Genomic DNA, 25536 nt, shown 5'->3' on the forward strand with positions numbered 1-25536 from the left:
GCAGGTTGCCAGCCCTGATTTATAATCAGATCATCGGTGACGCTCTTTTACAGCAGGATTACAGGCGGTTAGTATCTTTTACAATTCGTTTACAATATTTTACTGGTAATTGGCCGTCGGCGTTTTCGGTGTTTTTACATTTGGAAGCAGTCTCAGTTGACTTGTATGAAATGATTGATCCATCCTTAATAATCAAAGTATGATAAAAAGTAAAATCCCTGTTCTTTATGTGACGCTGGTGCTGGCAATGACATTCGCAGTATCCGATGCTTTTCCGCAAATGCCCATCGGCAGTTTCTATGGCGGTCGGTTGCTTCTGAACGGCAAGCCGTTTGATGCAAATCATTTTCCTGATGTTGGCAGAGGTGTCCTCACCCTTGTGAAGGAGGACCCGCAATCGGGAAAAACGCCGCTGATTACATTTTACGCCTATATAAAACGGGCCGGTAAAATCATTGATGCTCACTCGTACGCGCACAATCATCCCGTGGAAAAGGTTGAAATCGCAGAACTTTTAAAGTCTGCTAAGGCGGGTGACGTGCTGATCATTGACCCGGCAAATCCGGCCGACAAGGTTGGCAGAAGCGTAATAACCGTGGTACATAGGCCTGTTCTGCCTGCTTTTCAATGGTTTTATGTGCTGAATAAAAACGGCAAGGACTGTTAGAAAAGGATGGATTTTAATAAATTTGAACTGTATCCATACACTGAATCTTATCAGATGCTGAAATCCGGTAATAAACTTTTTAAGTGGCATTTTGGCATCTGCATGGTGCTGTCAGTTTTGGGCTATCACGGTGTATGGGCAAATAATGAGTCGATCCGTTTTGCGGAAAAGGCAAACCTGGCCATTCGCCGGACGGTTCATCATTTAATTACCGCGAACGGCGACTCTACTTCGCGCATTGCTCCGGTTGTTCAGCAAGATGCACACACCTTTACCATTCGGCTCGACAGTATTTTTGATTACCGCAAGCTCCCCAATCTACTTCAGCAATCACTGGATCAGTATGGTATCAATCAAGGGTACGACGTTGTAATCTTGAAGGATGAAACCAGGGAGGTGGAGCTTGGATACAGTTTTTTGGACCTTAAGCAAAAAGGAGGAGTACCCTGCAGGACGCGTAGGCAGGTACCCGGGTCCTACAGTTTGAAAATAACCTTTCAACCAGAGCTCAAAGGAGCAGGTATTACGGGCTGGTGGTTGCTACCTGCCGGTAGTCTGCTGGCGGTGCTGGGGCTGATGATCTGGAAAAGACGCAAAGAGGACCATATCAGTGGTACAATTACGGATTCAGAAGAGGCAACCTCTCGGAAACTGGTTTTTGGGAATTCGATACTGGATGTGCAGGGCCTTCGGCTGGTGTCGGCTGGTGTTGCTTACGACCTTACTTACCGCGAAGGAAAGCTCCTGAATTTGTTTGCCAGCTGTCAGAATCAGATTTTGGAAAGGGATTTTATCTTGAAATCCGTTTGGGAGGACGAAGGTATTATTGTTGGCCGGAGCGTGGACGTGTTTGTTTCAAGGCTCAGGAAAATGCTTTCTCAGGATCAGGATATAAAAATTGCCGCTGTACATGGCATCGGGTACCGGCTTGAGGTAAGAAGCAGCAGTTGAATTTTGAAATACTTAGCTTTTAACCGGAAGTCTCAGGTATAGTTGTCAAAAAGTTAAATAGGCCTGAAAATCTGATGTTTGATTTTCAAGCCTATTCAATTTAAGTCAAAACGCTATTCCTAATCCTGCTCCGATATTCACCACCCCTATAAAACGTTTTTCGCTTATCTTTTCTGAAAAATCGAAAGTGCCGCGTTTGGCATTAATCGTTACATTTTTAATATCGGCCTTTGCGCCAATCACATCTCCGCCTAATTGAAAATAAAGATTTCCGGCAATCGGGAACCGGATGCTGGCCCCTGCTCCAAAGCCGTAAGCGGTGGTAGTAGCATGTACCAGATCTACAGTTACAGGATCTCCACCGGACGTTGAAGTGCCGATCAGTTTTACCGAGGGTGATTCCGCCCAGATTTTGCCACCTTGCAAATGCGCTTCCAGCTGTACCCGGTTCATATTGATATACAAAGCAGGGCCTACCATAGCAGCATTCAGCTTCCATTTGGATACATTGCTCTGCCAGGTAAATGTTTCATTGAGCAGCGTGGCATAACTGTTGGCTTTGTCCAGAATGGGGCCTGAGTTGGTCGTGTTCAGATTCATGCTGCCCGAAAGGCGAAGCCCAAGCCAGGGGAACAAGCGGAAATCATAATTGGCCTGTCCGTAATAGCCCGACCCTGTGAGCCCTGCAAACGGATCATCCAGTTTTTCACGTGCCAGTTCTCCCACTGGCAAGCTGTAGCCACCCGTAACGGACAGAAAGCTGCGGGTGTCCTGGGCCTGGCTCCGGACATTACTTAAAAAGGAGGAAAGCAGTATAAAGGAGGAAAATAAGTACTTCATGGACTATGTTTTTCGGATTGAGTAAAACAGACTAAACACTAACTTCAAGCCTAACGGTTTTATTATATTCTTTGGTTCATGTAATTAATTTAGGGAAATTTTATCAACACAATTTCCTATTTCAGGCACTCATTTTTGTACCCATGTAATCTGGTATGGATTTGGTAGGGCGTCAGACAAACCAAATAATGATAACCATGAACAGGGAAGAAATCGATAAAGAAGCCAGAGCTACCAAAAACACCAGAAATACCTGGAAATGGATTATAGGCATAGGGGTTGTCCTCATGCTGATAGCGTTTTGGGGCGGATTCTTTAATCATGATGAAAACTTTAGCGGAGCAGAAACGCCGTCTGCTACGGCCCCTGATACCTTAGCCACTGACACCGTCGGGACGGAGACTAATCCCGATACGGTGATGGAAAATGTAAGAGACACGCAATAGACCATGATTTAAATAAGAGCATCCCATAGAATCTCGGCCGGATGTAACGCTTTCCGGCCGGTTCCATCTTTAATCTGATGGCGACAGCTGGTACCGGGCGCAGCGATGATCACCTCCTCGGGTTGCTGCCTCACGGTAGGAAATAACACAAGCTCCCCGATTTTCATAGATACCTCAAAATGCTCTTCTTCATAACCAAAGGAACCGGCCATCCCGCAACAGCCGGATGGAATTAGCTGTACCCTGTAATTTTCCGGCAATGAAAGTGCCATCTTGGGCGCTGTAAGTGTGGATAATGCCTTTTGGTGACAATGCCCATGAAGTTTGATCAGCCGTTCTTCCTTTGTAAAAGAATCTTTCTTTATCCTTTTGGCATCGATTTCCCTGGCTATGAATTCCTCAAATAAAAGGGTATTCTCTGAAATACGTCGGGCAGCATCTTTGAGGTCGCCGGGGACCAGATCGATATACTCGTCCCGAAAGGAAAGTATAGCGGAGGGTTCTATTCCTACAAGCGGAGCATCGGAGGTGATGAGATCTTTCAGAAGCTGCACGTTCTGCGTGGCCAGTTTTTGTGCTTCTTTGACCAGGCCTTTTGACAGATAGGAGCGCGCGGATTCCACATGAACCGGAATAATCACTTCATATCCAAGTTTTTCTAAAAGCCGGATGGCCTTAGTGCCTACTTCTACATCATTGTAGTTGGTAAATTCGTCACAAAAAAGATATACCTTTTTGTCAGTAACTGCATCCGGTTGCGGTGCCTTTTTTGATCTTTTGTCATACCACTGTCTCAGCGTTGTATTGTGCAGCAGCGGCATGGACCTCTCAGGATGAAAACCCACAACCCGGTTGGCAATTTTCCGGATTGCTTCCGTCCCGAACACAGCATTAAACGCCCAGGGAGCGATGGAAGCCAGTTTCATTTGTTTTGAAAAATGGGCAATCAGCTTGCTCCGCAACGGTACGGCATGAGTCTGGTAATACTGCTGGGTAAATTCTGCTTTCATTTTGCCTACATCCACACTGGAAGGGCACTCGGACTTACAACCCTTGCAGGACAGGCAGAGGTCTAGCACCTCCTTTACCATATCCTGCGTAACCGATTCTTTTGCAGGGCTAAACTCCGGGGACGATCTTTCTGTGAGATATTGCCTCAAAATGTTAGCTCTTGCCCGGGTAGTATCCCTTTCTTTGCGCGTTGCCATATAACTGGGGCACATGGTTCCGCCGGTTAATTCCGTTTTTCTGCAATCGCCTGATCCGCTGCATTTTTCAGCGAGGCGAAGTATACCTTCTTCCTTGGTGAAGTCGAAAAGTGTTGGAAAGGCAGCTTTTTCCTGGTCCTGTTCATACCGCAGAAATTCGTTCATCGGAGGTGTATTCACGATCTTGTTGGCATTAAAAATGCCATCGGGGTCCCAGATCCTCTTCACCTGTCCAAACAATTGATATACTTCCTCACCCATCATGAACGGAATGAATTCACCGCGGAGGCGTCCGTCGCCGTGCTCACCTGAAAGTGCTCCGTTGTATTTTTTTACCAGTTTTGCCGTATCTGCCAGTACCTCCCTGAATTGCTTTTTTCCTTCGCTTGTTTTCAGGTTGATCATCGGTTCAACGTGCAGCTCCCCTGCGCCGGCATGTGCATAATAGGAAGCATGCAGGCCGTGTTGTTTTAATAAAACTTCAAGCTCCTCAATGTAGGCGGGTAAGTCTTCTACGGCCACGGCGCAATCCTCAATCAGGTTAACAGGCTGGGTATCTCCGGGCAGGTTCCTGATGAGCCCAAGCCCTGCCTTCCGAATATCCCAGGCTTTATTGGCATCTGCTCCAAACAGAAGAGGATAAGCGTAACCCAGGTTTTCGTTCTGTAAATCACTAATGAGGCGCTCCGCCTGGATTTTAACGTCATCTTCGGTATCTCCCCAAAATTCTACCATTAACAATGCCGCGGGATCTGCCTGCATAAAGAAACGGTTTTGAGAATAAACCGTATGGTTTTTGGTGAAATTCATGATGTATTTGTCCACCAGTTCCGAAGCCTTCGGATGATACTGCATGGCCACACGGTTGGCATGAAGAGCCTCGGCTAACGAATGGGTATGGATACACACCACCCCAACAGAAGCCGGAGGGACATCCACAAGTGCTATTTTGGCTTCGGTTACAAAACATAAGGTACCCTCAGAGCCCGCGATCAGGTTGCAGAGATTAATATTGTCGTTCTCAAAATGATTCACCAGTGCGTCGAGCGCATAACCCGAATTGCGGCGGGTAACGGTAGGCTTGGCAAATTGTTTTTTGATCAGGGCCTGATCAACCGGATTGGACAAAATTCCCCACATACCGGCATATATTGCCTTTTCACGAGGACCTGCCTCGCCGGTGGCCGCTAATTTTTTCTGATAGTCAGTTGTTTTCTGGTTGGAAAAAGACACATCGCTTCCATCGGCAAGGATGGCCTTCACCTCCAGCAGATGATCTCTTGTGGTACCCCAGGTGATGGAATGGAGCCCGCAGGAATTATTTCCGATCATACCACCGATCATGGCACGGCTGGCCGTGGAAGTTTCCGGCCCGAAGAGTAATCCGTACGGGGCAAGAAATTTATTAAGATCATCCCGAATCACGCCTGGCTGCACCCTCACCCATTTTTCGTCTTTATTTACCTCTATGATAGCGCCGAAATGTTTGGAAATGTCTACCACAATTCCATTTCCTACTACCTGACCTGCTAAAGATGTACCTGCAGCTCGAGGAATAAGTGTAACTTTGTGGTCATTAGCAAAGCGAATCAGTTTTTTGATGTCGTCAGTTGTTTTGGGAAGGGTTACAGCCAGAGGCATTTCCTGGTAAACAGAGGCATCAGTAGCGTAAATAGCCTTTTGAGCTTTGTGAATAGTACTATCGTCGAAGTAGAGTTCTCCTTCAAACTGAGAACGAAGCGAATTGAAATCCAATAAGGTTAAACGGTTCATGGTACTGGAAGCCTGCATTTGAAACAGGATTCTGTTTTGGTTCAGGAAATAGAATTCAAAGACCAAAGATAAGACTGCCGGGACAAAAAAGAACTGAAACTATAACGGATAATCCATTCATAAGTTAAATATGATATTGGCACAATTATTTAATTTTGCTGGTATTCTGATACAGACGCTAGCCGACAGCAGTTTTAATAGCCAAATTCCGATTAAAAATGATATCAAAACTTACCTATCACATTTTTTTACTTTTGCTATTTGTAACTGCTATTCAGGGCTTTGCGCAAAAGGAAACCGGAATTACGATTGGAACATCAGGCGCTAATAATGCAACGGTTACTCTTGTTTTGGAAGATGTACGTTTTCACCCCAACCTGGGCATAGGCCTGGCAGATACGGAACTGAAAACAATTAGTTCCTTTAATTTTAAAGATACACCTTCGGAAAAAACAGTACTGGATATTACTGAGCCTAAAATGGTGCGGCTTCAGTTTGCAGGGGCCGGGATCAGCCGTACCTGGATGTTATTCATGCAGCCCGGAGATGACCTGATCGTGATGTTTTCAGCCAATGCGGACGTGGCCTATGCAGGTACCAATGCGCAATACCAGGATTATCTGAGAAGCTATTTTATGCTCAATCAGTATCAGTACCTGCCCGTATTTGGTTACAAACCTGCTCAGGTCGAAAACAAGATTGTAGTGCAGCAAAGCGACAGCCTTCAGCGGCTGAGGGTTACTTCTTTTGCAAAATTTAAAGCGGAACACAATCCGGTACCGGCTTTTGAAGCCTATATCAACGCTACCATCACCACCGAACCGCAGGTGATCAGGCAATTGATCTACGAAAAATTACTCAGAAGAAACAGGATAGCCAAGCTGGACGAAACCCAGCGGAAGCTATTGGAGGACATGACTCTGGCAGAGTTCAAAGTGCTTTCTGACGATGCTCTGCTGAGTAAATCATATAGGGACGAGCTCAGAAACTGGGCCTTGATACCTTCTACCCGCAAATTTCCGCTGGAGCTAAACAGCAGATACGAAATCAGTGCGGAAGCCTTGAAAGACGTTTACGCTTTCAGTAAAGAGAAACTGGCCGATTTTCCCAAGCAAAAGGAATACCTGCTCACCTACTGGCTGAATTATGCTGTGACTGCCATACCTACACTTGAAACGGGAAAAGAGCTGCTGGAGGATTATAAGGTAACTTTCCCGAAGTCGCCCTATACCGACTACCTGGCCGGACTTATCAAAACGCGTGAGTCACTTGAGCCGGGGTCGGCCTTGCCCGAAATTACTTTGCTGGACACCGACAGCTCAGCGGTGGATATGAAGCAGCTGGAGGGAAAGCCGTTAGTCATGGTGTTTGCGTTCAGTATCGGGCAGCATGAGCCGGGACTTAAAGTATTGGAGGAGAAATACAAAGGGAAAGTGACGTTTGCGTATGTTTCTGTTTTGCCCGGCATTCAATTGCGAACGTTGAAACAATACTCTGCCAATCGGCCCGGTGTAAAACATTTGTACGCTTCGGACGAAAATATTGAATTGCTCAAGACCAGATATGCACTTGATATTCGCTTCCCTTTTTTGGTGGCCGATGCTTCGGGCAAAATCATAAACCGCTGGATTCCTCCGGAGTTTCCTACCAACAAGACATTGGATGCCGAGATACTAAAAGCCACTACAATCGGGCAGTAGCCTGGAGGAACGGTCCGCGCGGCGGAATGTAATTCCAAGTTCCTTGCTCGGGTGATGCAATAAATGTTTGTTCGCGGATGTTTGTTCGCCAATGTTTGTGGGGACACAAACATTGGCGAACAAACATCCGCGAGAGCCCATTGCGTTAGCGTAGTCCTGTTCTGCGGATGATTGGCGAAGTACAATGCTGCACTACCTGCTTACCACAATCTTTTTTGAAATCACGGCTTCGTCTTTCTTTGTTAAACGAACAATGTACAGGCCTCCATGCAAATTATCGATGGATATACCTTTGTCGGATATCTTGTCGGTAGTCAGCATGATTTTTCCTGACAGGTCCGTAATTTCCACGGAACTGATCTGCTCCTCGGTACCCGGTGTAAAGAAAAGTTTGTCGGAAACCGGGTTGGGGAAAGTGGTCAGTTCCAGAGATTCGCCAAAGGATACGCTCTGCATACGGCTGTATGTAAACGTTCCGTCCTGGTCCACCATTTTCAGGCGGTATAGATTTTGTCCCTGGTATGGGGTTTTGTCGGTGAAGGAATAAGGCTGGAGTGAAGTGCTTTCCTTTACGGCGGCCACGCGTCCCAGCATGTTCCAGCGTTTTCCATTTGCACTGCGCTGTATTTCAAAATAATCCGTGTTGGTTTCGGCGGCGGTGGTCCAGCGGAGTAAAGCCTGGCCTTCGCTTTTGGTGGCCTCAAAACTGGCAAGCGTGACCGGCAGCGCGTCCATGTCTCTAAAAATAAATGCCGCTCCCTTAGGGTTCGTGAACGTATCTTCCGCATCACGGTCCCAGGAATTGAAGCTGTGCCCCGCGATCAGTTGACTGCCGTCGATTACGACTCCACCAGCCACAGGGAAAACCTCCATTGCTGCGGCGTCTGATGGCGTAATCGATTTCACCAGACCCCAGTTGTCAGCCCCCGTATAGTCTTTGTTGTAGATATGAATAGCACCCACTAATAGCATGGGTTCAGGCACGGACGGGGAATAGAACCCTTGGGCGACCGCAAGATTATTGCCACTTAACGATACTGAGAAGCCAAACAAACCGGTTTGAAACGGGCTAGGGTCGGAAAGTACCAAAATAGGGGTGTCCCAGCTGCCGGTATTATAAAGATAGACATGGCCAAGATTGTTAGCCTCAGCCCCAGCTCCGATGGCTGCGTGACTTCCGCTGATGGAGACCGTATATCCAAACGACCCATCAGGCCATGGATTTTGCGATGTTATTCTTGGGCCAGGCGTCCATGTGGAACCATCTTTTTCAAAAGCATACACGGCCCCTGCAGTGTTAGTCTCATCAACATTCTCTCTACCTGCTCCTGCCAGTATGAAATTACCTGAAATGGCTAAACCTGCCCCAAAATTGGCACCCATCTGCCAATTGTCACCGGCGGTGATTTTTTGAGCAAACCCCCACGAGTCAGTAGTCCCTTGATTTTTGAAGAAAATGTAGGCTGCCCCGGAACCGTCTCGTCCGGCTTCAACGGTTTCTATTGGAGCACCTACTACAATGTAGTCGCCGTCTATCGCCACGGCTGTGCCAAACGCTGCTCCCTGGATAGGCGTTGACGCTACCAGGGTCTTGATCAGCCCCCAATCGTCTCCTGCATCTTTTTTATAGAGGTATGCCGCGCCTTCGTCGGTGTCAGTAACGGTATTGGTTTCATCCACGTCCTGACCACCGCAGCCCACCACTATGTAATCTCCCTGGATGGCTACACTGGAACCAAAATCATCTCCCGCGGCGGGTGTAGGAGCAGTAAGTGTCTTAACCAAGGTCCATTCTCCGGAAATTTTCTTGTATACATTCACGGCACCAGCGCCTTCAAGTTCAGTAACCTGCTTTCCACGAAAGGCGACAACCGCATAGTTTCCGCTGATCGACACTGCCTTTCCAAAGTAGTCGCCTGGCAGTTGCGTTTCCGCAACGATTTTAATTTCTTCTGTCCAATCCTGTGCGTGCGCGGTGATAGCAAAGGCGGTCAGCATAAAAAGGAGGTAATTTTTCAGAATCATTTGATTGAGGTTGGTCATAGTTCGATTTGATTTATAGAGAATAGTGTTTACAATGATCGTTGAGAAACCTGCCGGATAGTTGGGGTTCGATACAGCTTAGTTATCACTGGTTACTAAGCTGTAACCCATAGCTTTCCTGGATCAATAACTTGCACATGCATTATTGACCGGTTTCCATAGCTTATCAAATAGAGCAGCAGACTAGCCGTTACAGGGTGACGCCATGTCGTATTTCTTTGGATTACTTTGAAAATATATTTTGAAAATCAAATGTAGACATTTTAAGTATTTCCAGTATAAATTTTTGTTAAAAACGATTTTTTAGGTAGAAGGCCCTGCGGCCATGTTGATTATTTCCTGATCGGACTTTACCAACTAGGCATCAAATCAATGCAAGGGAGATTTATTAAAGGTGGCAAGATTACTGGAATCCAAATAAAGATCTAAGATCATTCCAATTTGAATCATATTTAGTATTAGCTTAGTATGTTCTGTTTTATTTCAAGACAACCATGAGTGCATCAGTCGGTATATTATTTGAATGGTACTTAGACATTGCGAAGCTAATTATACGAGGAAAGGTACTTTTTATACTTCTTGGTATAATTAATTTGCTAATAGCTTGTAAGCATGATAATGATATTGCCCCTCCAAGGGACAAGCAGTTTATCAAATCTGTTTACGTAAAGGGTGCATCATCAATTGCAATCGATTCTACCAACGGTATCATACAGGTTGTGCTTCCTGAGAACTACCTGGATGATGTAATTAATATTGAGGTGATTTTGTACGATGGGGTCATTTTGTCTGATACAACCTATTCTGAAAACAAAATTGCCTATAAGTTTCGGGGAGCCAGGCCAAAACAATTTGTTGTCAAGCAACAAAATAAGGACTCAATAATAGGGAAATATTATTTTATATATGTGAGGCATTTAGGGAAATTAACAGCTGAGCTTGCTTCTGATTTTTTGGTATATCCTCAGAACAAAATAACTGAACCAAACGATAATTGTATTGGATACATCAGATTAAATTCTGGAATGGGATCTCTTCCGGAAACTCCAACGTCACCCCAAAGGCTAAATGGATTATTGAGAGATTTGCCTGGGAACGTCAACCTTACAGGTTTCTTTGACCAAGGGTTTTCATATTTACACTTTGAAGGAGCTTATGATCTTTTAAGATCTCGTAAGGCAGAATTAAGCATATTTTATGGTGATAAGAAATTTGTTTTTCCAAGTCTACCAACGGTTCAAAGAGCTCCACTTACGGCTTTAGTAGATGTAAGCCTAAGGCAGGTGGGCTCTTTACCCAAGGGGAAAGAAATTATTATTGAGGGGGGATATTTTCTAGAAGATAAGAAATATTACATAAAATTGGGAAATGACCTTCATAAGGAGGAATTTTTAGTGGATGCATTTTATCTAGGCCATAACAGGATTAGCTTTGTCTTTCCAGCCAATTTACCCGATGGTACCTATTTATTTTCAATATTTGAGGATGAAGATAAAATAAATGAAATCAGTTATACGGTATCTAATGATGTTTCAAGTAGGGGTATCGGCCAGGTATGGACCGAGAATTTTAGCTGCCCGGATCGAATTATATTTGCTAAAAATGCAGAAAGAATAAAACTAAGCAAAGGGCAGACATTTTATGTTAATCCGGTTCCTTTACAAACACAGCATGTCACTCTTCCAAATAATCCGGGACGGGAATTCCCGTCTCTGGAGTTGAGAAATGAAGCTGGTAGTGTTACTTTAAAATCAGAGTTGAAAACCGACATTTGTTATGCGGATTATACCATTAACATGTTTTACGGAGCTTTTGTAATACCGGAGAGCATCTCTCCTGGGAACTATCAGGCACGTCTTGTTTACAGTGATGGCGGGAAGTCTTTCCCCTTTTGGTGTTTTTTTGAAATAAATTAGGAAGATAGTAGTGAAACAATGAACGCATTGGTACCAGATTGGCTTTTGATTACCTTTTAATATCCTATCTGAAATTTAGCAAAATAAAATCTGATGCTATCGGTGCTCCATTAAAGTTTTTTTTCAGGCTTGAATGCAGTGTAATTGTTACCTGCCTGGTTTATTAGAACCAAAATCACTGGCTATTTTCCTCGTTTTTGTCGGCAATGTTGATCAGATGTATGGTGTTCTGATAATTGTAAAAGACGGAAAGGCCGGAGGTATCACATATTTGTCTGACGATGGACAAGCCCAGCCCCACGGATTCGGGTCCTGATGATTCCTTTTTAAATCTTTCAAAAAGTCGTGTCGGATCGGTTTTCAGTTCCGAACCTGTATTGCTGATCTGTATCGCATGTGGCCATCCCTGGATATGGATTTTTCCGTGTTCATGGTTATGCCGGATGGCATTATTGATCAGGTTGGTCAGTAAAATGTCGGCCAGGGCGGGAGACATTTTTTTTCGGAAATGGCCCATCCAGTTAATCTCTACCGATATGTTCCGATGGTTTATTATGTCTTCAAAATCATTGAGCTTGTTTTCGGTAAGTTCTTTAAAATCAACAATTTCTTCGGTACTGAATTGCTGGTTGTCAATTTTGGCAAGTAGTAAAAGCCCTTGGTTGAGCCGGGACATGCGGCGGGAGGCATGGTAGATTTCCTCAATCCAATAGGTATGTTCCGCGTCCAGATCTTTGGACTGGATAAATTGCTCCACTCTTGCGTTAATCAACGCCAGGGGGGTCTGGATTTCATGTGAGGCATTTTCTGTAAATTCTTTCAGACTTCGGTAGTCGTGCTGCATTTTGTCGCCCATTTTTTCAAAAACATCGTTCAGTTCATTGAACTCTGTGATCTCAGTGGGGGGGAGTGCAAGTTTGTTCTCTTTCGTCCAGTCAAACTGTTTTATTTTAGAGAGCGTATCGTAAAACGGCTGCCAGAGCTTGTCCGACAGCTTGCGGTGAAACCAGTACATGCTCAGTAGCAGCAGTGCCAGGAATATCATCATTGCAACGGAAATGGCCTCGATCAGCTTGTACGACTGGATCATGGATTTGCGGATGGATACTTTATGAGGTACCCCGCCGATCATCGTGTAAAATGTCAGCTGACGAAACGGGTCCGCACTATCTTCGTAACGATTGTTGATGAGTGTATCGGTAAAAATGGTCCGGTTAACGAATTGCCCAAAAACGGGAACCACTTCTATTTTATTTTCAACAAAATAAGAACTGTTACTCCAGGTATCATGTGTTTTCAGATAGGCCTCAAAATCCCGGCGTTCCACATTGAGCCTGCTTTCTACTTCTTCGTAGATCATCATTTTTACGATCCAGTAGAATGCAATGCCTGCGGCGAGGTAAATGACCGGGGAAACGATCAGATACATCCGGCTGGTTTTGGATAGCAGTTTCAAGGTGCAGTGAATTTATAACCGATCCCGTAAATTGATTGAATATAGTCCTTTCCTCCCTTTTCCAGAAGTTTCCGGCGCAGATTTTTGATGTGTGAGTATACCATATCCAGCGAATCGGAGGAGTCGATATGATCGCCCCACAAATGCTCAGCAATGGATTCCTTCGTTAAGGCAACATCGATATTGGAAAGAAAATAAAGCAGCAGATCATACTCCTTGCGCGACAGCGCTGTTTCTTTACCGCTCACAAACACCTTTCTGGCCTGCAGCTGGACGATGATATCATTCCATTGCATGTCATTGTTCCCTCCAAAATTTCGTCTCCGGATCAGTGATTTCACGCGCGCGTTGAGCTCCGACAAATGAAATGGCTTTGTCAAATAGTCGTCCGAACCGATTTCAAGGCCTTTAATTTTATCTTCCAGTGAATTGCGTGCCGAGATGATAATGATACCTGTGGTGGCCGCAATTTTTTTGAGCGTTTTGATGATGCCATACCCGTCTCCATCAGGAAGGGTAAGATCAACAATGGTGCAATCATACTGGTAGATACTTACTTTTTCATCGGCCTCCCAAAAGCTGTTTGCTACTTCACACACAAATCCTTCCCTGGACAGGTAGTCCATGATGCTCTCTGCAAGCCCTTTTTCGTCTTCAACTATTAATATTTTCATCAGAAAAACAGAATATTAACCGCAAAGCTACCGGCTGATGTTGGAAATATTTGGGAAGTATTCAATAAACCTTTAAAAAGGAAGTCGAAGGGCCTTTTTCCCAAATGTTTCCCAAATTGAATTCTAGTTTCGGGCAAAATTATTCCTTGGTTAACATTATTCACTACATGAATTATCAGCACCACCGAAGTTTTTCCCGAAGCGCGAAGCCTTCTGAGAAAAAATCTTCAGCCCTACCTCTCATGCCGATGTCAGTCAGGCACTTTTGTTTGATTGCCCTTGGGTTATTTATTTTTTCGTTCAATACTGCTGCCCAGCAGGTATCTCTCCAAGAGATACTGGACCAGGGCAAACAGAATTTCCCTTTCCTGAAATCCAAGCAATCGGAAATAAGGAGCGCCGAAAGCCGGATTAAAAGTGTGAAAACAGATTACCTGCCAGCCTTCGTCGTGCAGGATCAGTACACGTTCGGGACCAATAACAATGTAAACGGAGGTTTTTTCCCAAATGAAGGTATGGCCTTTTCTCCATCGGGGGGGATCAGGCCGGAAAATATCTACAAAGGTGTTTTCGGGAGTTTTACAACCGCCCTGGTAGACTGGCGGGTGTTTAACTTTGGCAAACTGAATGCCAACGTAGCCGCCGCCAACGCGGAACTGACCAGGTCACAGGCGGACTATGAAAACGAGCTTTTTCAGCATCAGGTCAGGATTGTGGACGCCTATCTTGTTTTGCTGATCAATCAGAAACTTGTAACTGCCCAGGAGCGGAACCTTGAGAGGGCGCTTGTATTTAAACAGGTTACAGATGCGGCGGTGGGTTCGGGTATGCGGCCGGGCGTGGATAGTTCTCTCGCCAGTGCCGAATATGCCAAGGCCAGGCTGCTGCTGCTGGAAAGCCAGCGTTCTGAAAAAGCCCAGCGCCTGAGGCTTTCCGAACTGAGTGGTGTTCTCCAGGACAACATTCAGGTGGATTCCATGCAGTTTTATTCCCGGTTGCCGGTGGGTACGGTTTCGCCGGATGCATTTCTTAAAAATCCGTTACTCAAATTATCACAGACTCAGATAGACGCTTCTGCGGCCAGAAGCATTTCCATCCGCAAGTCTTCCTTGCCTTCGGTTTCACTTCTGGCGGCGGGAATGGCCAGAGGGTCGGGTGTTTCCAACAAGGATAATGCCTACCGTACTGATTTCGGAAGTGGTATGAACTATCAGGTATACAATTACTTCTTCGGTATTTCAACGCGCTGGAACCTTACCAATATCCTGAAAGTGAGGAACGACTACAAGAGTGAGCAGTTCCAGGCAGAGCGGTTCAGGGAGATTTACAATACACAGAAACTGCAGATGGACCGGCAGCTCCGTGAATCGGATATTCAGTTTGCGCTTTCCATGGAACAGGCAAGGCTCACACCGGTTCAGCTGAATGCGGCCAGAACGGCGTTTCTTCAGGCTGAGGCACGTTATCAGAACGGGATGACCGATCTGTTTACCTTAGCTCAGAGTGTCAACACCCTTAACCGCGCAGAAGTAGATAAGTATGTTGCCAATGGAAATGTCTGGCGCTCGCTGTTAATGAAAGCCGCCGCTGCCGGAGATCTGTCCCTTTTTCTGAACCAGCTGGAGTAACGGCTGCGGTTTGCATAGCAGTAAATTCTCTTCCCTCATTACCGAAAATAAAATCTTAATCGTATATGTATCAACTCATTCGAACGGCCCTGCGGCAACCCATTTCCATTGTGGTAGTCGTGATTGGCATTCTCTTCTTTTCGATACTTTCTATCCGGAGTATCCCTGTAGATATCTTTCCCAATCTGGACCTGCCCACCATTTATGTGGTGCAGCCCTATGGCGGTATGGCCCCCGACCAGATGGATGGCTTCATTGCCACCCGTTACCAGGATCACTTTCTGTACGTGTCGGGGATCCGGGATGTGGACGTGAAAACCATCCAGGGGCTGTCGCTTATCAAACTTTCTTTTTATCCCGGAACCGATATGGCCCAGGCAGCTGCGGAAGTTGCCAATAACGTGTCCCGGGCCAAGGCCTATATGCCCGAGGGAACCGTGCCGCCGCAGGTGGTCCGGTTTGATGCGAGTTCGGTACCCATCGGGCAGATGGTGTTTGAGAGCTCGTCCCGTTCCCTGAACGAGATTCAGGATTTTGCATCTTCCCGCGTACGTCCTATGTTTTCCAGGATTGAGGGGGTATCCAGCCCGCCGCCATTCGGAGGAAACCAGCGGACCATCGTGATACGGGTTGACCCCGAGCGGATCAGGAGTTATCATCTCACACCCGAAGAAATCATCAAATCCATTGTGGTCAACAACCAGCCATCACCTGCCGGTAACATCAGAATGGGAGACCGTACCTTAATGACCCCCGTTAACTCGCTCATCAACCGGCCTGAAGACTTTCTGAATATCCCCATCCGGATTGGTGCGGGGCCAACGGTTTTTGTGAGGGATATAGGTACCGTGGAAGACGGCGCCGATATGACTGTGAGTTATGCCCTGATCAACGGAAAAAGGGCGGTATATATCCCGGTAGTAAAAAAATCAGATGCCTCTACGCTGGATGTGGTCAATAACATCAGAGCGGCACTGCCGCAACTGCGGAATGCGGTACCCGAAGACGTCAAGATCAGTTATGAATTTGATCAGTCGGTATATGTAACTAACTCCCTGAAAAGTCTGATCACGGAAGGTATCCTGGGGGCTTTGCTCACTGGTTTGATGGTACTGCTCTTCCTGCGCGACTGGCGCAGTGTGATCATCGTGATCGTGACCATTCCTATTTCCATACTTTCGGCGGTGATACTGATGAACCTTTTTGGGCAGACGATTAATATCATGACACTGTCAGGACTGGCCCTGGCCATCGGGGTTTTGGTTGACCAGGCCACGGTGACCATTGAAAACATTCACCAGCACCAGGAAATGGGCAAACCCAAGGAGCAGGCGATTTGGGATGCCTGCAAGGAAATTGCATTCCCAGAATTCCTGATCCTGCTGGCTATTCTGGCGGTGTTTGCACCGTCATTTGTCATGAGCGGCATTCCAAGGTCCATGTTTCTGCCGCTTTCGCTTGCCGTAGGTTTTGCAATGATCGCTTCTTTTTTACTGTCCCAGACCCTGGTTCCTGTACTGGCCAACTGGTTGCTGAAAAGCCACCCGCACCATGAAGCGCCAACGCTTGCCCTGGATGAGCGTGAAATTCATGATGTGATAGAGGAGGGGGCTCATCCTTCACTTCCGGTGAAAGGTTTCGAAAAATTCAAACTGAGGTATCTGGGTGTGCTGGAAGGGGTGATCGGCAAAAGATCATTCGTCATTCCTGCCTATCTCATAGTTTCGGTTCTGTTAATCGTGGGTGGTTTTATGCTGATTGGTACTGATATTCTGCCCAAAGCCAACAGCCACCAGTTCCAGATGCGCCTGCGGGTTGCCGATGGTACCCGGGTAGAGCGTACCGAAACAGCTACGCTGAAAGTGCTTGACCTGATCAAATCGGAGGTAGGAAAAGAACATGTGGAGATTTCCTCGGCTTATGTCGGCACGGTACCTTCCAGTTATGGTACATCCAATATTTTTGTTTTCAACAGCGGCCCCCATGAAGCGGTGCTGCAGGTATCGCTGCACGAAGACTTTCCGGTTCGGATGGATATGCTAAAGGAAAAACTAAGGGAGCGGATCGCAAAAGAAATTCCCGCTTTGAAAATATCTTTTGAGCCGATAGAACTTGTTGATAAAATTATGAGCCAGGGTGCTTCCACACCTATTGAGGTAAGCGTTGCGGCAAAGAGCGTGGAAGATGCAGGTAAGTTTGCCCGGAAGATTCAGGCAGAAATGGAAAAAATAGCTTTCCTGCGCGATGTACAGATAGCCCAGCCACTTGCCTACCCGATCCTGAATGTGGATATCAACCGCGAACGCGCCGGGCAACTCGGTATTACCTCCACGCAGGTTGCAAGGTCCATGGTGGCAGCAACTTCTTCCAGCCGGTTCACTGATAAAAATCTTTGGCTGGATAACTCCAAAGGGCTCGCCTATCAGGTTCAGGTACAGATACCCGAATACCAGATGACTTCGGTGGAAGACATTGGAACCATACCTTTGAAAACTGGGGCAAGCAATCCGCTCCTGGCAGATGTTGCCACATTTTCGGAGAAAACGGCTCCGGGAGAATACGACAGAGCAGGTCCGAACCGGCTCGTGACGGTGACGGCAAATCTCCATAAAAAGGATTTGGGTGCGGCCACGAAGGCGGTGACCGCGGCTATAAAAAATGCGGGAGAACCTCCAAGAGGTGTATTGGTGGAGCTCAAAGGCCAGTCAAATCTTTTGACCGAAACGCTCGGCAGTTTACAGACCGGGCTGATGATCGCGATCGTAATCATGTTCCTGCTAATGGCCGCTACATACCAGTCGTTCAAGCTGTCAATGGTAGTACTTTCCACTATTCCGGCCGTGGTAGTGGGGGCAATAGGTTTGCTGCTTCTGACCGGAGCCACGTTGAATCTGCAATCCTACATGGGGCTGATCATGTCCGTGGGGGTATCTGTAGCCAATGCGATCTTGATGGTTACCAACGCCGAAAATTTAAGATTGCAACTTAAGGATTCCTCCAAAGCCGTAGTACTTGCTGCCGGCAGCCGGATACGTCCGATCCTGATGACGAGTATCGCGATGATCGCGGGCATGGTACCGATGGCGTCAGGGCTGGGAGAAGGCGGAGACCAGATAGCCCCTTTGGGTCAGGCGGTAATCGGTGGGCTGATCGCCTCCACACTTGCTTCGCTTTTAATCCTGCCCGCCATTTTTACAATGGTTCAGAAAAAAGCATCAGTTGAATCAATATCAATGGATCCGGAAGATCCTGAAAGTAATTTCTTTAAAAAACTACAACTGTCCATGTCTATGAACACTTTAAAATCCCTGACCCTCTTCGTGATTGTAAGCTTTGCTCTGGCGGGCTGCGGCTCGGAAGCGGAAACCGAAAAGAAAACCGAAGAACACAAAACGGAGGTACCCGCTGCTACCGAGCTCATATCCGTGCAAAGCCTCAAACCTGCTAAGGAAATTGCATTACCAGGAGAGCTGAAACCCTGGAATAAGGTGAGTATTCATCCGAAGGTCAAAGGTTTTGTGAAAACGGTTCAGGCGGACAGAGGTACTGTTGTGAGAAAAGGGCAGGTACTGGCGGTACTGGAGGCACCAGAAATCCTGACGGAGCTCAACCAGGCTAAAGCACAGCTCATTTCAGCCGAGGCGGCGGTAAGTGAGTACGATACCAAGTACAAAACCAGCAGGCTCACCTACGGCAGAATGCTGAGAACCAACCAGACGCAGGGAGCGGTTTCGCTGAACGAGCTGGACGTTGCCCATGCCCGTGTGCTGACCGACAGCTCGCTTGCAGCTGTATCCAGGGGGAATCTTCAGGCAGCACGCTCGAACATGGAAACTAAATCCCAACTGGCCAGATACCTTACCGTCACGGCTCCTTTTGATGGTATCATCACCGAACGGAACATCAGTCCGGGCGCGCTGGTGGGCCCGGGAGAAAATAATGCCCGGCCTTTGTTTATTCTGGAAGACAACAAAAAACTCCGGCTTACACTGGCCATTCCCGAAAACCTGTCGGGGTCCGTTCCAGCCAAGGGAAATGTAACTTTCACAGTACCTGCGAGCCCTGAAAAACAATATAGTGCCGTTTTTGCGAGGAGCTCCCGAACTTTGTCGGAGGAAAACAGGGCCATGATGGCTGAATTCGACGTGGATAACCGCGACAATCAGTTGAAGGCCGGGATGTATGCCCAGGTACAGCTGCATGTTGAGCGTTCAGAAAATACACTTTTTGTGCCTGTAAGTTCTGTAGTCACATCAAGTGAGAAGATATTCGTGATCAGGCAAAAGGATAATAAAGCGGAATGGGTGTCTGTGAAGAAGGGTACCGTGGTGGATACGCTGGTGGAAGTGTTCGGGAATCTGCAGGCCGGTGATCCGATTGTAAAAAAAGCATCGGAAGAAATCAGGGACGGGCAGCAGCTGGAAGGCAAAGCCAAACTAACTGCGAAAGCTGAATAATTTTAACGAATCGTTTGCTTGCTGAATGACCATGACTCTTTCAGCAAGCAAACGATCTGTCCTACTCCTCATAACTGATGAAAGCGGCATTATCTCCCCAGATGGTGCTTGCTTCAAAATCAAAAACAAGTTCGTTCACATACCGGTCATCTGAAAAATGATCCCTTAGCTTTACCGGGAAACGTACGCCGTCAGAACTGTATTCTCCTGATATTTTGTATCTCCCGATAGGAATATCCACAAGGTAGCCATAATCATCAGAATACGGTTTTCCATGTTTTAGTTTCAGCGTTTTCCCTTCTGAACCGTCGATGAGTTTCCCCACTGGCACGAGCGTAAACTCTATATTTTCCGAGTCATAAATAGTGCTGTTCAATGATTTATTAATGTGGACGGTTCCGCCATAATAACCATTTTCCTCCAGCGGCTTCTTTCCGGTCATTTTCCACTGAAAATTTACGACGGCTCCGGCAATGCTGAACGGTTCGTAGATATCCGGATGCAGTGGCAAGTCAAATTCCTGTCCGTTATATACTTTTCTGATCGTTGCCGAAATCATGAAAGTACCTACTTTGGGAAGCTGGATTTTATAAACCCCGTTGTTGTCGCTTGTTCCCAAAGCATTGGAATGATAGATCATGGTGTTGTCTACCACAATTTTAGCTCCTTGTAGAGGATTGCCTTTTACGTCCACTACCTTTCCCTTGGCATACCCTTCTTCACTTGTGACGGTGTTTGGGTCCACGTTGTTTTCGTCCCGGGTACAGGAACTTATTGCGAACATTATAAAACACCAGATTATTAATAAGTTTTTCATAAAATAATATTGGTTGAAATGCGCCCGGTCAGTGCTTTCTGGCCGGGAACACCTGTAATGATGTAGTATTAAAAACCCGCAGGTCTGAATGGATGTATCAATTCTGAAAAAAGCAGAATGACCAACCCCAGGATGCACAAAGCTCCCCTGATAACGATATATGCCAGCCATTTTTGCTGCAGTTCGGTTAAGAGGTTCTGCGGTTTAAGGGTGGTATCATTGATAAGATCGTTGATCGGCATGCTTAGTTTTATGGCCAGGAGCATATCAGCAGCCAGGAGCAGGAATGCTGCGGCAGCATAATAATGGGATTTACTTCCCTGAACGCGAAAGGATACAAACATCCAGGCTAACAGCAGTGCGAGTCCCGCCAGATAACCAAATTTAAGTTTAGGACCGATAACGCTATCCGTTGCACGTCTTATTTCTACAAAGGTGTCTGCCGAAACATTTAACATGGCCTTGGAAAAACCCAGGAAGATGTAAAAGGCTCCCTGAGATGCCAGAGCGAAATAAATGAAAACACATACCAGTTTCAGGTAAGGGAAAAGGTCCGCCTGTCTCATTTTTCCTGTAAAATGGGCTGGTCAGCGTTTCCTTCAAATGTATTAACCGTAGCAGCATCTGTATTAATGGATGCCTGATAGTTGACATAAACACCATATCCGCCACTATTGCTGATCTGAGTGTTTTTGATGGTCATCCTGGCCTGGCTGCCATACACGGCAATGTTCGCTTTCTTGCCGGAAACAAGCGGAATGCTTCCTCCGCCGGATACCACCGTATGTTCCAGAACATTCAGGGCGCTTACAGAATAACAAATCATTCCTTTCCAGACCGCCTGGTTACCCTCTCGACCTTTAATGGTAATTTTAGATTCTTTGGTACCAATTGCGCTGAGGTATCCTTTGTTCACAGTTATTTGTTTATCCCGTGCCAGTTCCAGGGTTACTCCAGGCATGAGTTTAAGCCCGGCATCCAGGGTCAGGCTGTTAGTCAGATAATAAGGTGTTTTGTCCTTAAATCCGCTCCATTGTGCTTCCGAAGAACTGCTTCCGGTAAGGGTACCACCGGAAATCTCTACCACGTTCCTCCCGTTATTACCGCTAAAAACCGAATTTTCGTCAAGACTTTTCACATGATCAGGGGCTACTGAAATACCAGATTCGATATTGTCTCTGAAAGTGTTGGAAGTAAATGTTTTCAGAATGGCGTCTTCCTGGAGGTACAGGCCATACCCCGCATTGTTTTCGAACAAGCTGTTTTTTACTGAAATCTGGGCATCAGACGATCCTGTCAAAGCAATACCGGCTTTGATCCCGCTAAACAGCACTTTGCTGCCCGTGTGCAAAACCTCAACATACTCAAGTTCATTTCCGCTGCTGCCAGACCTCATGATGATACCTGCCCAAAAGCCTCTGGTTTTTTCCTGGCCTATCAGGCGAATGGCCTTTGAAGCCTCTCCTTTGGCAATCAGTACCCCACCGTTGTCGTTGACTTCCAGCCGGGTATCTCTGGCAAAACCAATGACAACCCCCGGTTTAATGGTTAGCTCTGCCTGAACAGTTACGTTCTGATTCACCACATAATCCGGGAAGTCGGGGTTGGAAATTCTATCCTCCAGTACCATTTTTGATGTGATATTGGTTGCCAGTACCATGGGGGCAGTAACGGCCGCAGTTACCAACACCCTGTCACTACTTTCTCCGTTGGCATTGCTTATGGTCAGTTCCAGTTCATAATCACCCGCAACATCGGGTACGAATGTCGGTTTCTCCGTTGTTGGCTTGCTGATCGATGCAGTACTTCCCGACGGTTTTTTAGAAAATGACCAGCGATAGTCGAAAGGTTCATTTTCGCTATCTTCTGATGCAGTTCCGTCCAAAACAACCACTTCGCCCACTTCCACTTTCTGGTCTGCCCCGGCGCGGGCAGTAAGGGTGTTTGCGGGTTTCACTTCTTCTTCTTCCTTACAGGCTGCCAATAGCAATGTAAAGGATAACGCGGGTAATAGAAATTTTTTAAAATTCATGGCTAATGATACTTGTGATAAAAAATAAACTCGGGTGCAAAGAATGGATTTTGCATTGCCGCCGACAGTTGTTTTTATCTAAACCGCGGAGATAATCTTTCCAGATGAAACAAATAGCGTTTGACTGATTTTACGGTAAAGCGTTTCAGCCCTGGCGTAATGTCGGGTTGGGAAAAAGGCTTAACGGATGTGGTGAATGCAGGCAATCGGGCAAAACAATGATTTGTCGACAAACGGCTGATTTATCAATTAAAATATGCCCAAAATAGCTGCAAATGCACTTTTGAAGACAAAATAGGTTGTTGGTCGATAAAGCCTGCTGTCTGTTTTCGTTCATTGGAAACCTGTTGCTGAAATGTTAATTATGTGCCTTACCATCATCTGAATTTCATGAAGCGAAAAATTTTTAACCCGGTTATCAGAGACACGACTACTTTTCTGCAGACTGCCGAAGAAACCAATGGGGTTTTCTCTTATATAGAGGTAACCCTGCGGCCGGGCGGGCAGACACCGCTGCATTATCACAAAAACTTTACGGAAACATTTACTGCCGAAGAAGGAGAGCTGGGCCTGCACCTGGGAGCCGGCAAAAAAATATTGCTCAGCCCCGGCGAAACCTGCACCGTCCCAATCGGGCAAACGCACAATTTTTTTAATCCCGGAAATGAAGAAATCCGGTTCAAGGTACTAACGCAACCCGGAAGTGCTGGCTTTGAAAATGCACTCAGGATACTGTACGGCCTGGCTGGCGACGGGCTTACGGATGAAAGGGCAGTCCCCAAAAAATTTGTTGATTTGGCAGTAGTTGCGGTAATGAGTGATATGCATTTGCCGGGAGTCCAGGGCCTGCTTTACCCGCTGATGAGGTGGATCGCCAACCGTGCTAGGCGTAACGGTACCGAGCAGTACTTACTGGACCGGTATTGCCGGTGAAGATTAATAAACGGTCTTGAAACGTCGCTGGCACTCCGCCCGATAGTTACGCCCAATGGGTACCTCCGTGCCCGAAATTTCCACCTTATGCGGATGGAAGCTTTCGATTTTGTCACATGAAACAATGAAAGACCGGTGAATTCTCATGAAATCGTCTTCGGGCAGGAGTTCTTCAAGCAAACTTATTTTTTGTTTGGAAATCAGTACTTTGTCCGGCATCACCACTTTGATGTAGTCGCGTAGGCTCTCGACCCAAAGAATCTCCCGTACATTGACTTTCACCATTTTACGGTCTACTTTCAGGTATAAAAAAATTTCCTTCTCGGCAGCCGGAGGCTTTTCTGCAAAGGTCATCTGGCTTGATTGGGTATCAAAAGCGTTGAATATCTTGTCCATCGCTTTCAGAAACCTGTCGAAGGGAATGGGTTTGACCAGGTAGTCTACAGCGTTGAGATCAAATCCCTCCACGGCATAATCATGATAGGCCGTGGTGAAAATTACCTTGGGTGGAGTTTTGAGGCTCCTCAGCAAATCGGTACCCTTCAGGCCCGGCATTTTGATATCCAGAAACATCAGGTCAATACGGTTCTGCTGCAACACCTGAAATGCCTGAAGCGCGTCGCGGCATCGGGCGATGATCTCGATCTCTGAAAAATGATGAAGATAATTGTCCAGTACCTCAATGGCGTGAGGTTCGTCGTCCACCAGAATAGCCTTTAATTTCATAATATTCAGATAGTTGTAAGCAGGTTGAGTCTGATTTCCAGGACGGCCAGGAACATTTCTTCCTCCTCAATAATCCGCAACTTGTGTGCCGAAGGATAAAGAATATCAAGCCGCTTTCTGATATTGGTTAACCCGATACTGGATCCCTGCCTTTCCTTGTCGGTAATTACCCGGTGTTCCGGCTTGCTGTTTGATACCTTAAATTTTAGTTTGTCGTCCTTGATCCTCAGGTCCATATTGATCCAGGCATCACCAACTTTTTCTCCTGCGCCATGTTTGAAGGCATTTTCAACCAGGGGAAGCAGCAGCAGCGGAGCAATCCGGTAACCGGAATGCAGCCCGTTGATACTGAAATTGATTTCAAGCCGTTCCTCGTATCTTATTTTTTCGAGGGCAATATAACTTTTGATCATTTCGACATCTTTGGTCAGATCCACGTAAGCCGTGTTTGCTTCATAGAGCATATACCTTAAAATTCCGGAAAGGCCGATAACTACCTCGGGAGACTTGGGCGATTGGCTGAGCGTGAGGCCGTACAGATTATTGAGGGTATTAAAAAGAAAATGAGGATGAAGCTGGCCTTTCAGAAAATTGAGCTCGGCTTCGGCGGCTGCCTGCCTTTTTTCAAACCACATCATGAAAAACTTGACAGAAAGCGCTACCCACACGATCAGATTGCTCTGTTCTATAGCATTGATGATGTAAAAGGGTTTTTTTAACTGTTCATAAAAGCTGCCGTCCAGTTTGTGCCACTGAAAGTCCGGCCGCTGTTTTTGCATTTCCCGCAGGATCCAGGGGTCCGCGATCAGGATTTCGGTTAACCGGAAAGCCAATGCGGACAGGAGCAGACAGCCGACCAGAAAAAAAGCGAACGACCAGTACTTACGCCTGTTGATAAACCGGTAAATACCTATGTTGACAATCGAATAGTAATAGAACAGATGGATCGGAAGAAACAGCAGCATAATTTTGGCGGAGATCGCCAGATCGGGCATACCTTGTCCGTAAATGAGAGTCATTACCGCCCAGACAATCAGCCAGAAGCCGATATGAAGGAGTATTCGTCTGGATCGGGTGTTAAGGAGAGTGCTCAAGTTTAACTGCATTTTACAAAGATACCGGTTTCTGTTTTAGTCATTTAACCGCAGTGTCAAAATCGACATAAAGCAGGTTATTGTCGACAAAATACCGAGGCATTGCCAGCGTGCCCCATTGAGCCTGTTTCGGAGTGTCCGGATAATGCAGGGTCGTAATCATGTGATTTTCCAG

19 protein-coding genes are annotated in these 25536 nt (G+C 46.4%); 8 read left to right on the plus strand and 11 right to left on the minus strand.

The window, feature by feature from the left end; translation table 11 throughout:
- Nucleotides 1-199 precede the first annotated feature (199 nt).
- Complete coding sequence (locus tag KOE27_RS02345) at nt 200-667, plus strand: hypothetical protein (RefSeq protein ID WP_215237247.1); 468 nt, start codon at nt 200-202, stop codon at nt 665-667.
- Between the two features lie 6 nt (nt 668-673).
- Entirely contained in the window at nt 674-1618 is a 945-nt protein-coding gene (locus KOE27_RS02350; RefSeq protein WP_215237248.1) for a winged helix-turn-helix domain-containing protein, read from the plus strand.
- 105 nt (nt 1619-1723) lie between these two features.
- On the opposite strand, the gene KOE27_RS02355 is transcribed toward KOE27_RS02350, so the two are convergent.
- Nucleotides 1724-2458 (minus strand): hypothetical protein, encoded by a 735-nt coding sequence (locus KOE27_RS02355; protein ID WP_215237249.1) that lies wholly within the window; start codon nt 2456-2458, stop codon nt 1724-1726.
- A 197-nt stretch (nt 2459-2655) separates the two neighbouring features.
- On the opposite strand from KOE27_RS02355, the gene KOE27_RS02360 reads away from it, so the two are divergent.
- On the plus strand, nt 2656-2904 hold the full coding sequence (locus KOE27_RS02360) for a hypothetical protein (RefSeq protein ID WP_215237250.1): 249 nt from the start codon (nt 2656-2658) through the stop codon (nt 2902-2904).
- Between the two features lie 8 nt (nt 2905-2912).
- On the opposite strand, the gene KOE27_RS02365 is transcribed toward KOE27_RS02360, so the two are convergent.
- A complete protein-coding gene (locus KOE27_RS02365) occupies nt 2913-5903 on the minus strand; it encodes an FAD-binding and (Fe-S)-binding domain-containing protein (protein ID WP_406566840.1) in 2991 nt (996 codons plus the stop codon).
- 200 nt (nt 5904-6103) lie between these two features.
- On the opposite strand from KOE27_RS02365, the gene KOE27_RS02370 reads away from it, so the two are divergent.
- Nucleotides 6104-7585: a hypothetical protein gene (locus tag KOE27_RS02370; protein WP_215237251.1), complete on the plus strand. Its 1482-nt coding sequence runs from the start codon at nt 6104-6106 to the stop codon at nt 7583-7585.
- A gap of 192 nt (nt 7586-7777) precedes the next feature.
- On the opposite strand, the gene KOE27_RS02375 is transcribed toward KOE27_RS02370, so the two are convergent.
- Entirely contained in the window at nt 7778-9628 is a 1851-nt protein-coding gene (locus KOE27_RS02375; RefSeq protein ID WP_215237252.1) for a T9SS type A sorting domain-containing protein, read from the minus strand.
- Nucleotides 9629-10122: 494 nt separating this feature from the next.
- Between KOE27_RS02375 and KOE27_RS02380 the strand changes: the two genes are divergently transcribed.
- Nucleotides 10123-11544 carry a hypothetical protein gene (locus tag KOE27_RS02380; protein WP_215237253.1) on the plus strand — a complete coding sequence of 474 codons (1422 nt, stop codon included), beginning with the start codon at nt 10123-10125 and terminating at the stop codon, nt 11542-11544.
- 175 nt (nt 11545-11719) lie between these two features.
- On the opposite strand, the gene porY is transcribed toward KOE27_RS02380, so the two are convergent.
- Together porY and KOE27_RS02390 are read right to left on the minus strand one after the other, a co-directional pair.
- Nucleotides 11720-13000: a sensor histidine kinase gene (porY, locus tag KOE27_RS02385; RefSeq protein WP_215237254.1), complete on the minus strand. Its 1281-nt coding sequence runs from the start codon at nt 12998-13000 to the stop codon at nt 11720-11722.
- Nucleotides 12997-13674, minus strand: a complete 678-nt coding sequence (locus KOE27_RS02390) for a response regulator transcription factor (RefSeq protein WP_215237255.1) — start codon at nt 13672-13674, stop codon at nt 12997-12999. Before KOE27_RS02390 ends, porY begins: the two co-directional genes overlap by 4 nt.
- A 248-nt stretch (nt 13675-13922) precedes the next feature.
- Between KOE27_RS02390 and KOE27_RS02395 the strand changes: the two genes are divergently transcribed.
- Nucleotides 13923-15302, plus strand: coding sequence for a TolC family protein (locus tag KOE27_RS02395; protein WP_229252602.1), 1380 nt, complete (start codon nt 13923-13925; stop codon nt 15300-15302).
- Nucleotides 15303-15367: 65 nt separating this feature from the next.
- The gene (locus KOE27_RS02400; RefSeq protein ID WP_215237256.1) at nt 15368-19759 is read left to right on the plus strand and encodes an efflux RND transporter permease subunit; all 4392 of its coding nucleotides are present in this window, start codon (nt 15368-15370) and stop codon (nt 19757-19759) included.
- 61 nt (nt 19760-19820) lie between these two features.
- On the opposite strand, the gene KOE27_RS02405 is transcribed toward KOE27_RS02400, so the two are convergent.
- From KOE27_RS02405 to KOE27_RS02415, 3 genes are all read right to left on the minus strand, one after another.
- Nucleotides 19821-20543 carry an Ig-like domain-containing protein gene (locus KOE27_RS02405; protein ID WP_215237257.1) on the minus strand — a complete coding sequence of 241 codons (723 nt, stop codon included), beginning with the start codon at nt 20541-20543 and terminating at the stop codon, nt 19821-19823.
- 101 nt (nt 20544-20644) lie between these two features.
- On the minus strand, nt 20645-21142 hold the full coding sequence (locus KOE27_RS02410) for a DUF1772 domain-containing protein (protein WP_215237258.1): 498 nt from the start codon (nt 21140-21142) through the stop codon (nt 20645-20647).
- On the minus strand, nt 21139-22608 hold the full coding sequence (locus KOE27_RS02415; RefSeq protein ID WP_215237259.1) for a right-handed parallel beta-helix repeat-containing protein: 1470 nt from the start codon (nt 22606-22608) through the stop codon (nt 21139-21141). The genes KOE27_RS02410 and KOE27_RS02415 overlap by 4 nt, the downstream gene beginning before the upstream one ends.
- A gap of 390 nt (nt 22609-22998) precedes the next feature.
- Between KOE27_RS02415 and KOE27_RS02420 the strand changes: the two genes are divergently transcribed.
- On the plus strand, nt 22999-23541 hold the full coding sequence (locus tag KOE27_RS02420; protein ID WP_215237260.1) for a cupin domain-containing protein: 543 nt from the start codon (nt 22999-23001) through the stop codon (nt 23539-23541).
- 3 nt (nt 23542-23544) lie between these two features.
- Here the strand turns inward: KOE27_RS02420 and KOE27_RS02425 are convergent, their stop codons facing one another.
- The 3 genes from KOE27_RS02425 to KOE27_RS29820 are packed head-to-tail and all read right to left on the minus strand — an operon-like array spanning nt 23545 to nt 25524.
- Entirely contained in the window at nt 23545-24267 is a 723-nt protein-coding gene (locus KOE27_RS02425; RefSeq protein WP_215237261.1) for a LytR/AlgR family response regulator transcription factor, read from the minus strand.
- Nucleotides 24268-24272: 5 nt separating this feature from the next.
- The gene (locus KOE27_RS02430) at nt 24273-25361 is read right to left on the minus strand and encodes a sensor histidine kinase (RefSeq protein WP_229252603.1); all 1089 of its coding nucleotides are present in this window, start codon (nt 25359-25361) and stop codon (nt 24273-24275) included.
- Nucleotides 25362-25401: 40 nt separating this feature from the next.
- Nucleotides 25402-25524 (minus strand): hypothetical protein, encoded by a 123-nt coding sequence (locus KOE27_RS29820; protein WP_255573645.1) that lies wholly within the window; start codon nt 25522-25524, stop codon nt 25402-25404.
- Nucleotides 25525-25536 lie beyond the last annotated feature (12 nt).

Origin of the sequence: Dyadobacter sp. CECT 9275 (assembly GCF_907164905.1) — a bacterium.
In the GTDB taxonomy this organism is placed as follows: domain Bacteria; phylum Bacteroidota; class Bacteroidia; order Cytophagales; family Spirosomataceae; genus Dyadobacter; species Dyadobacter helix.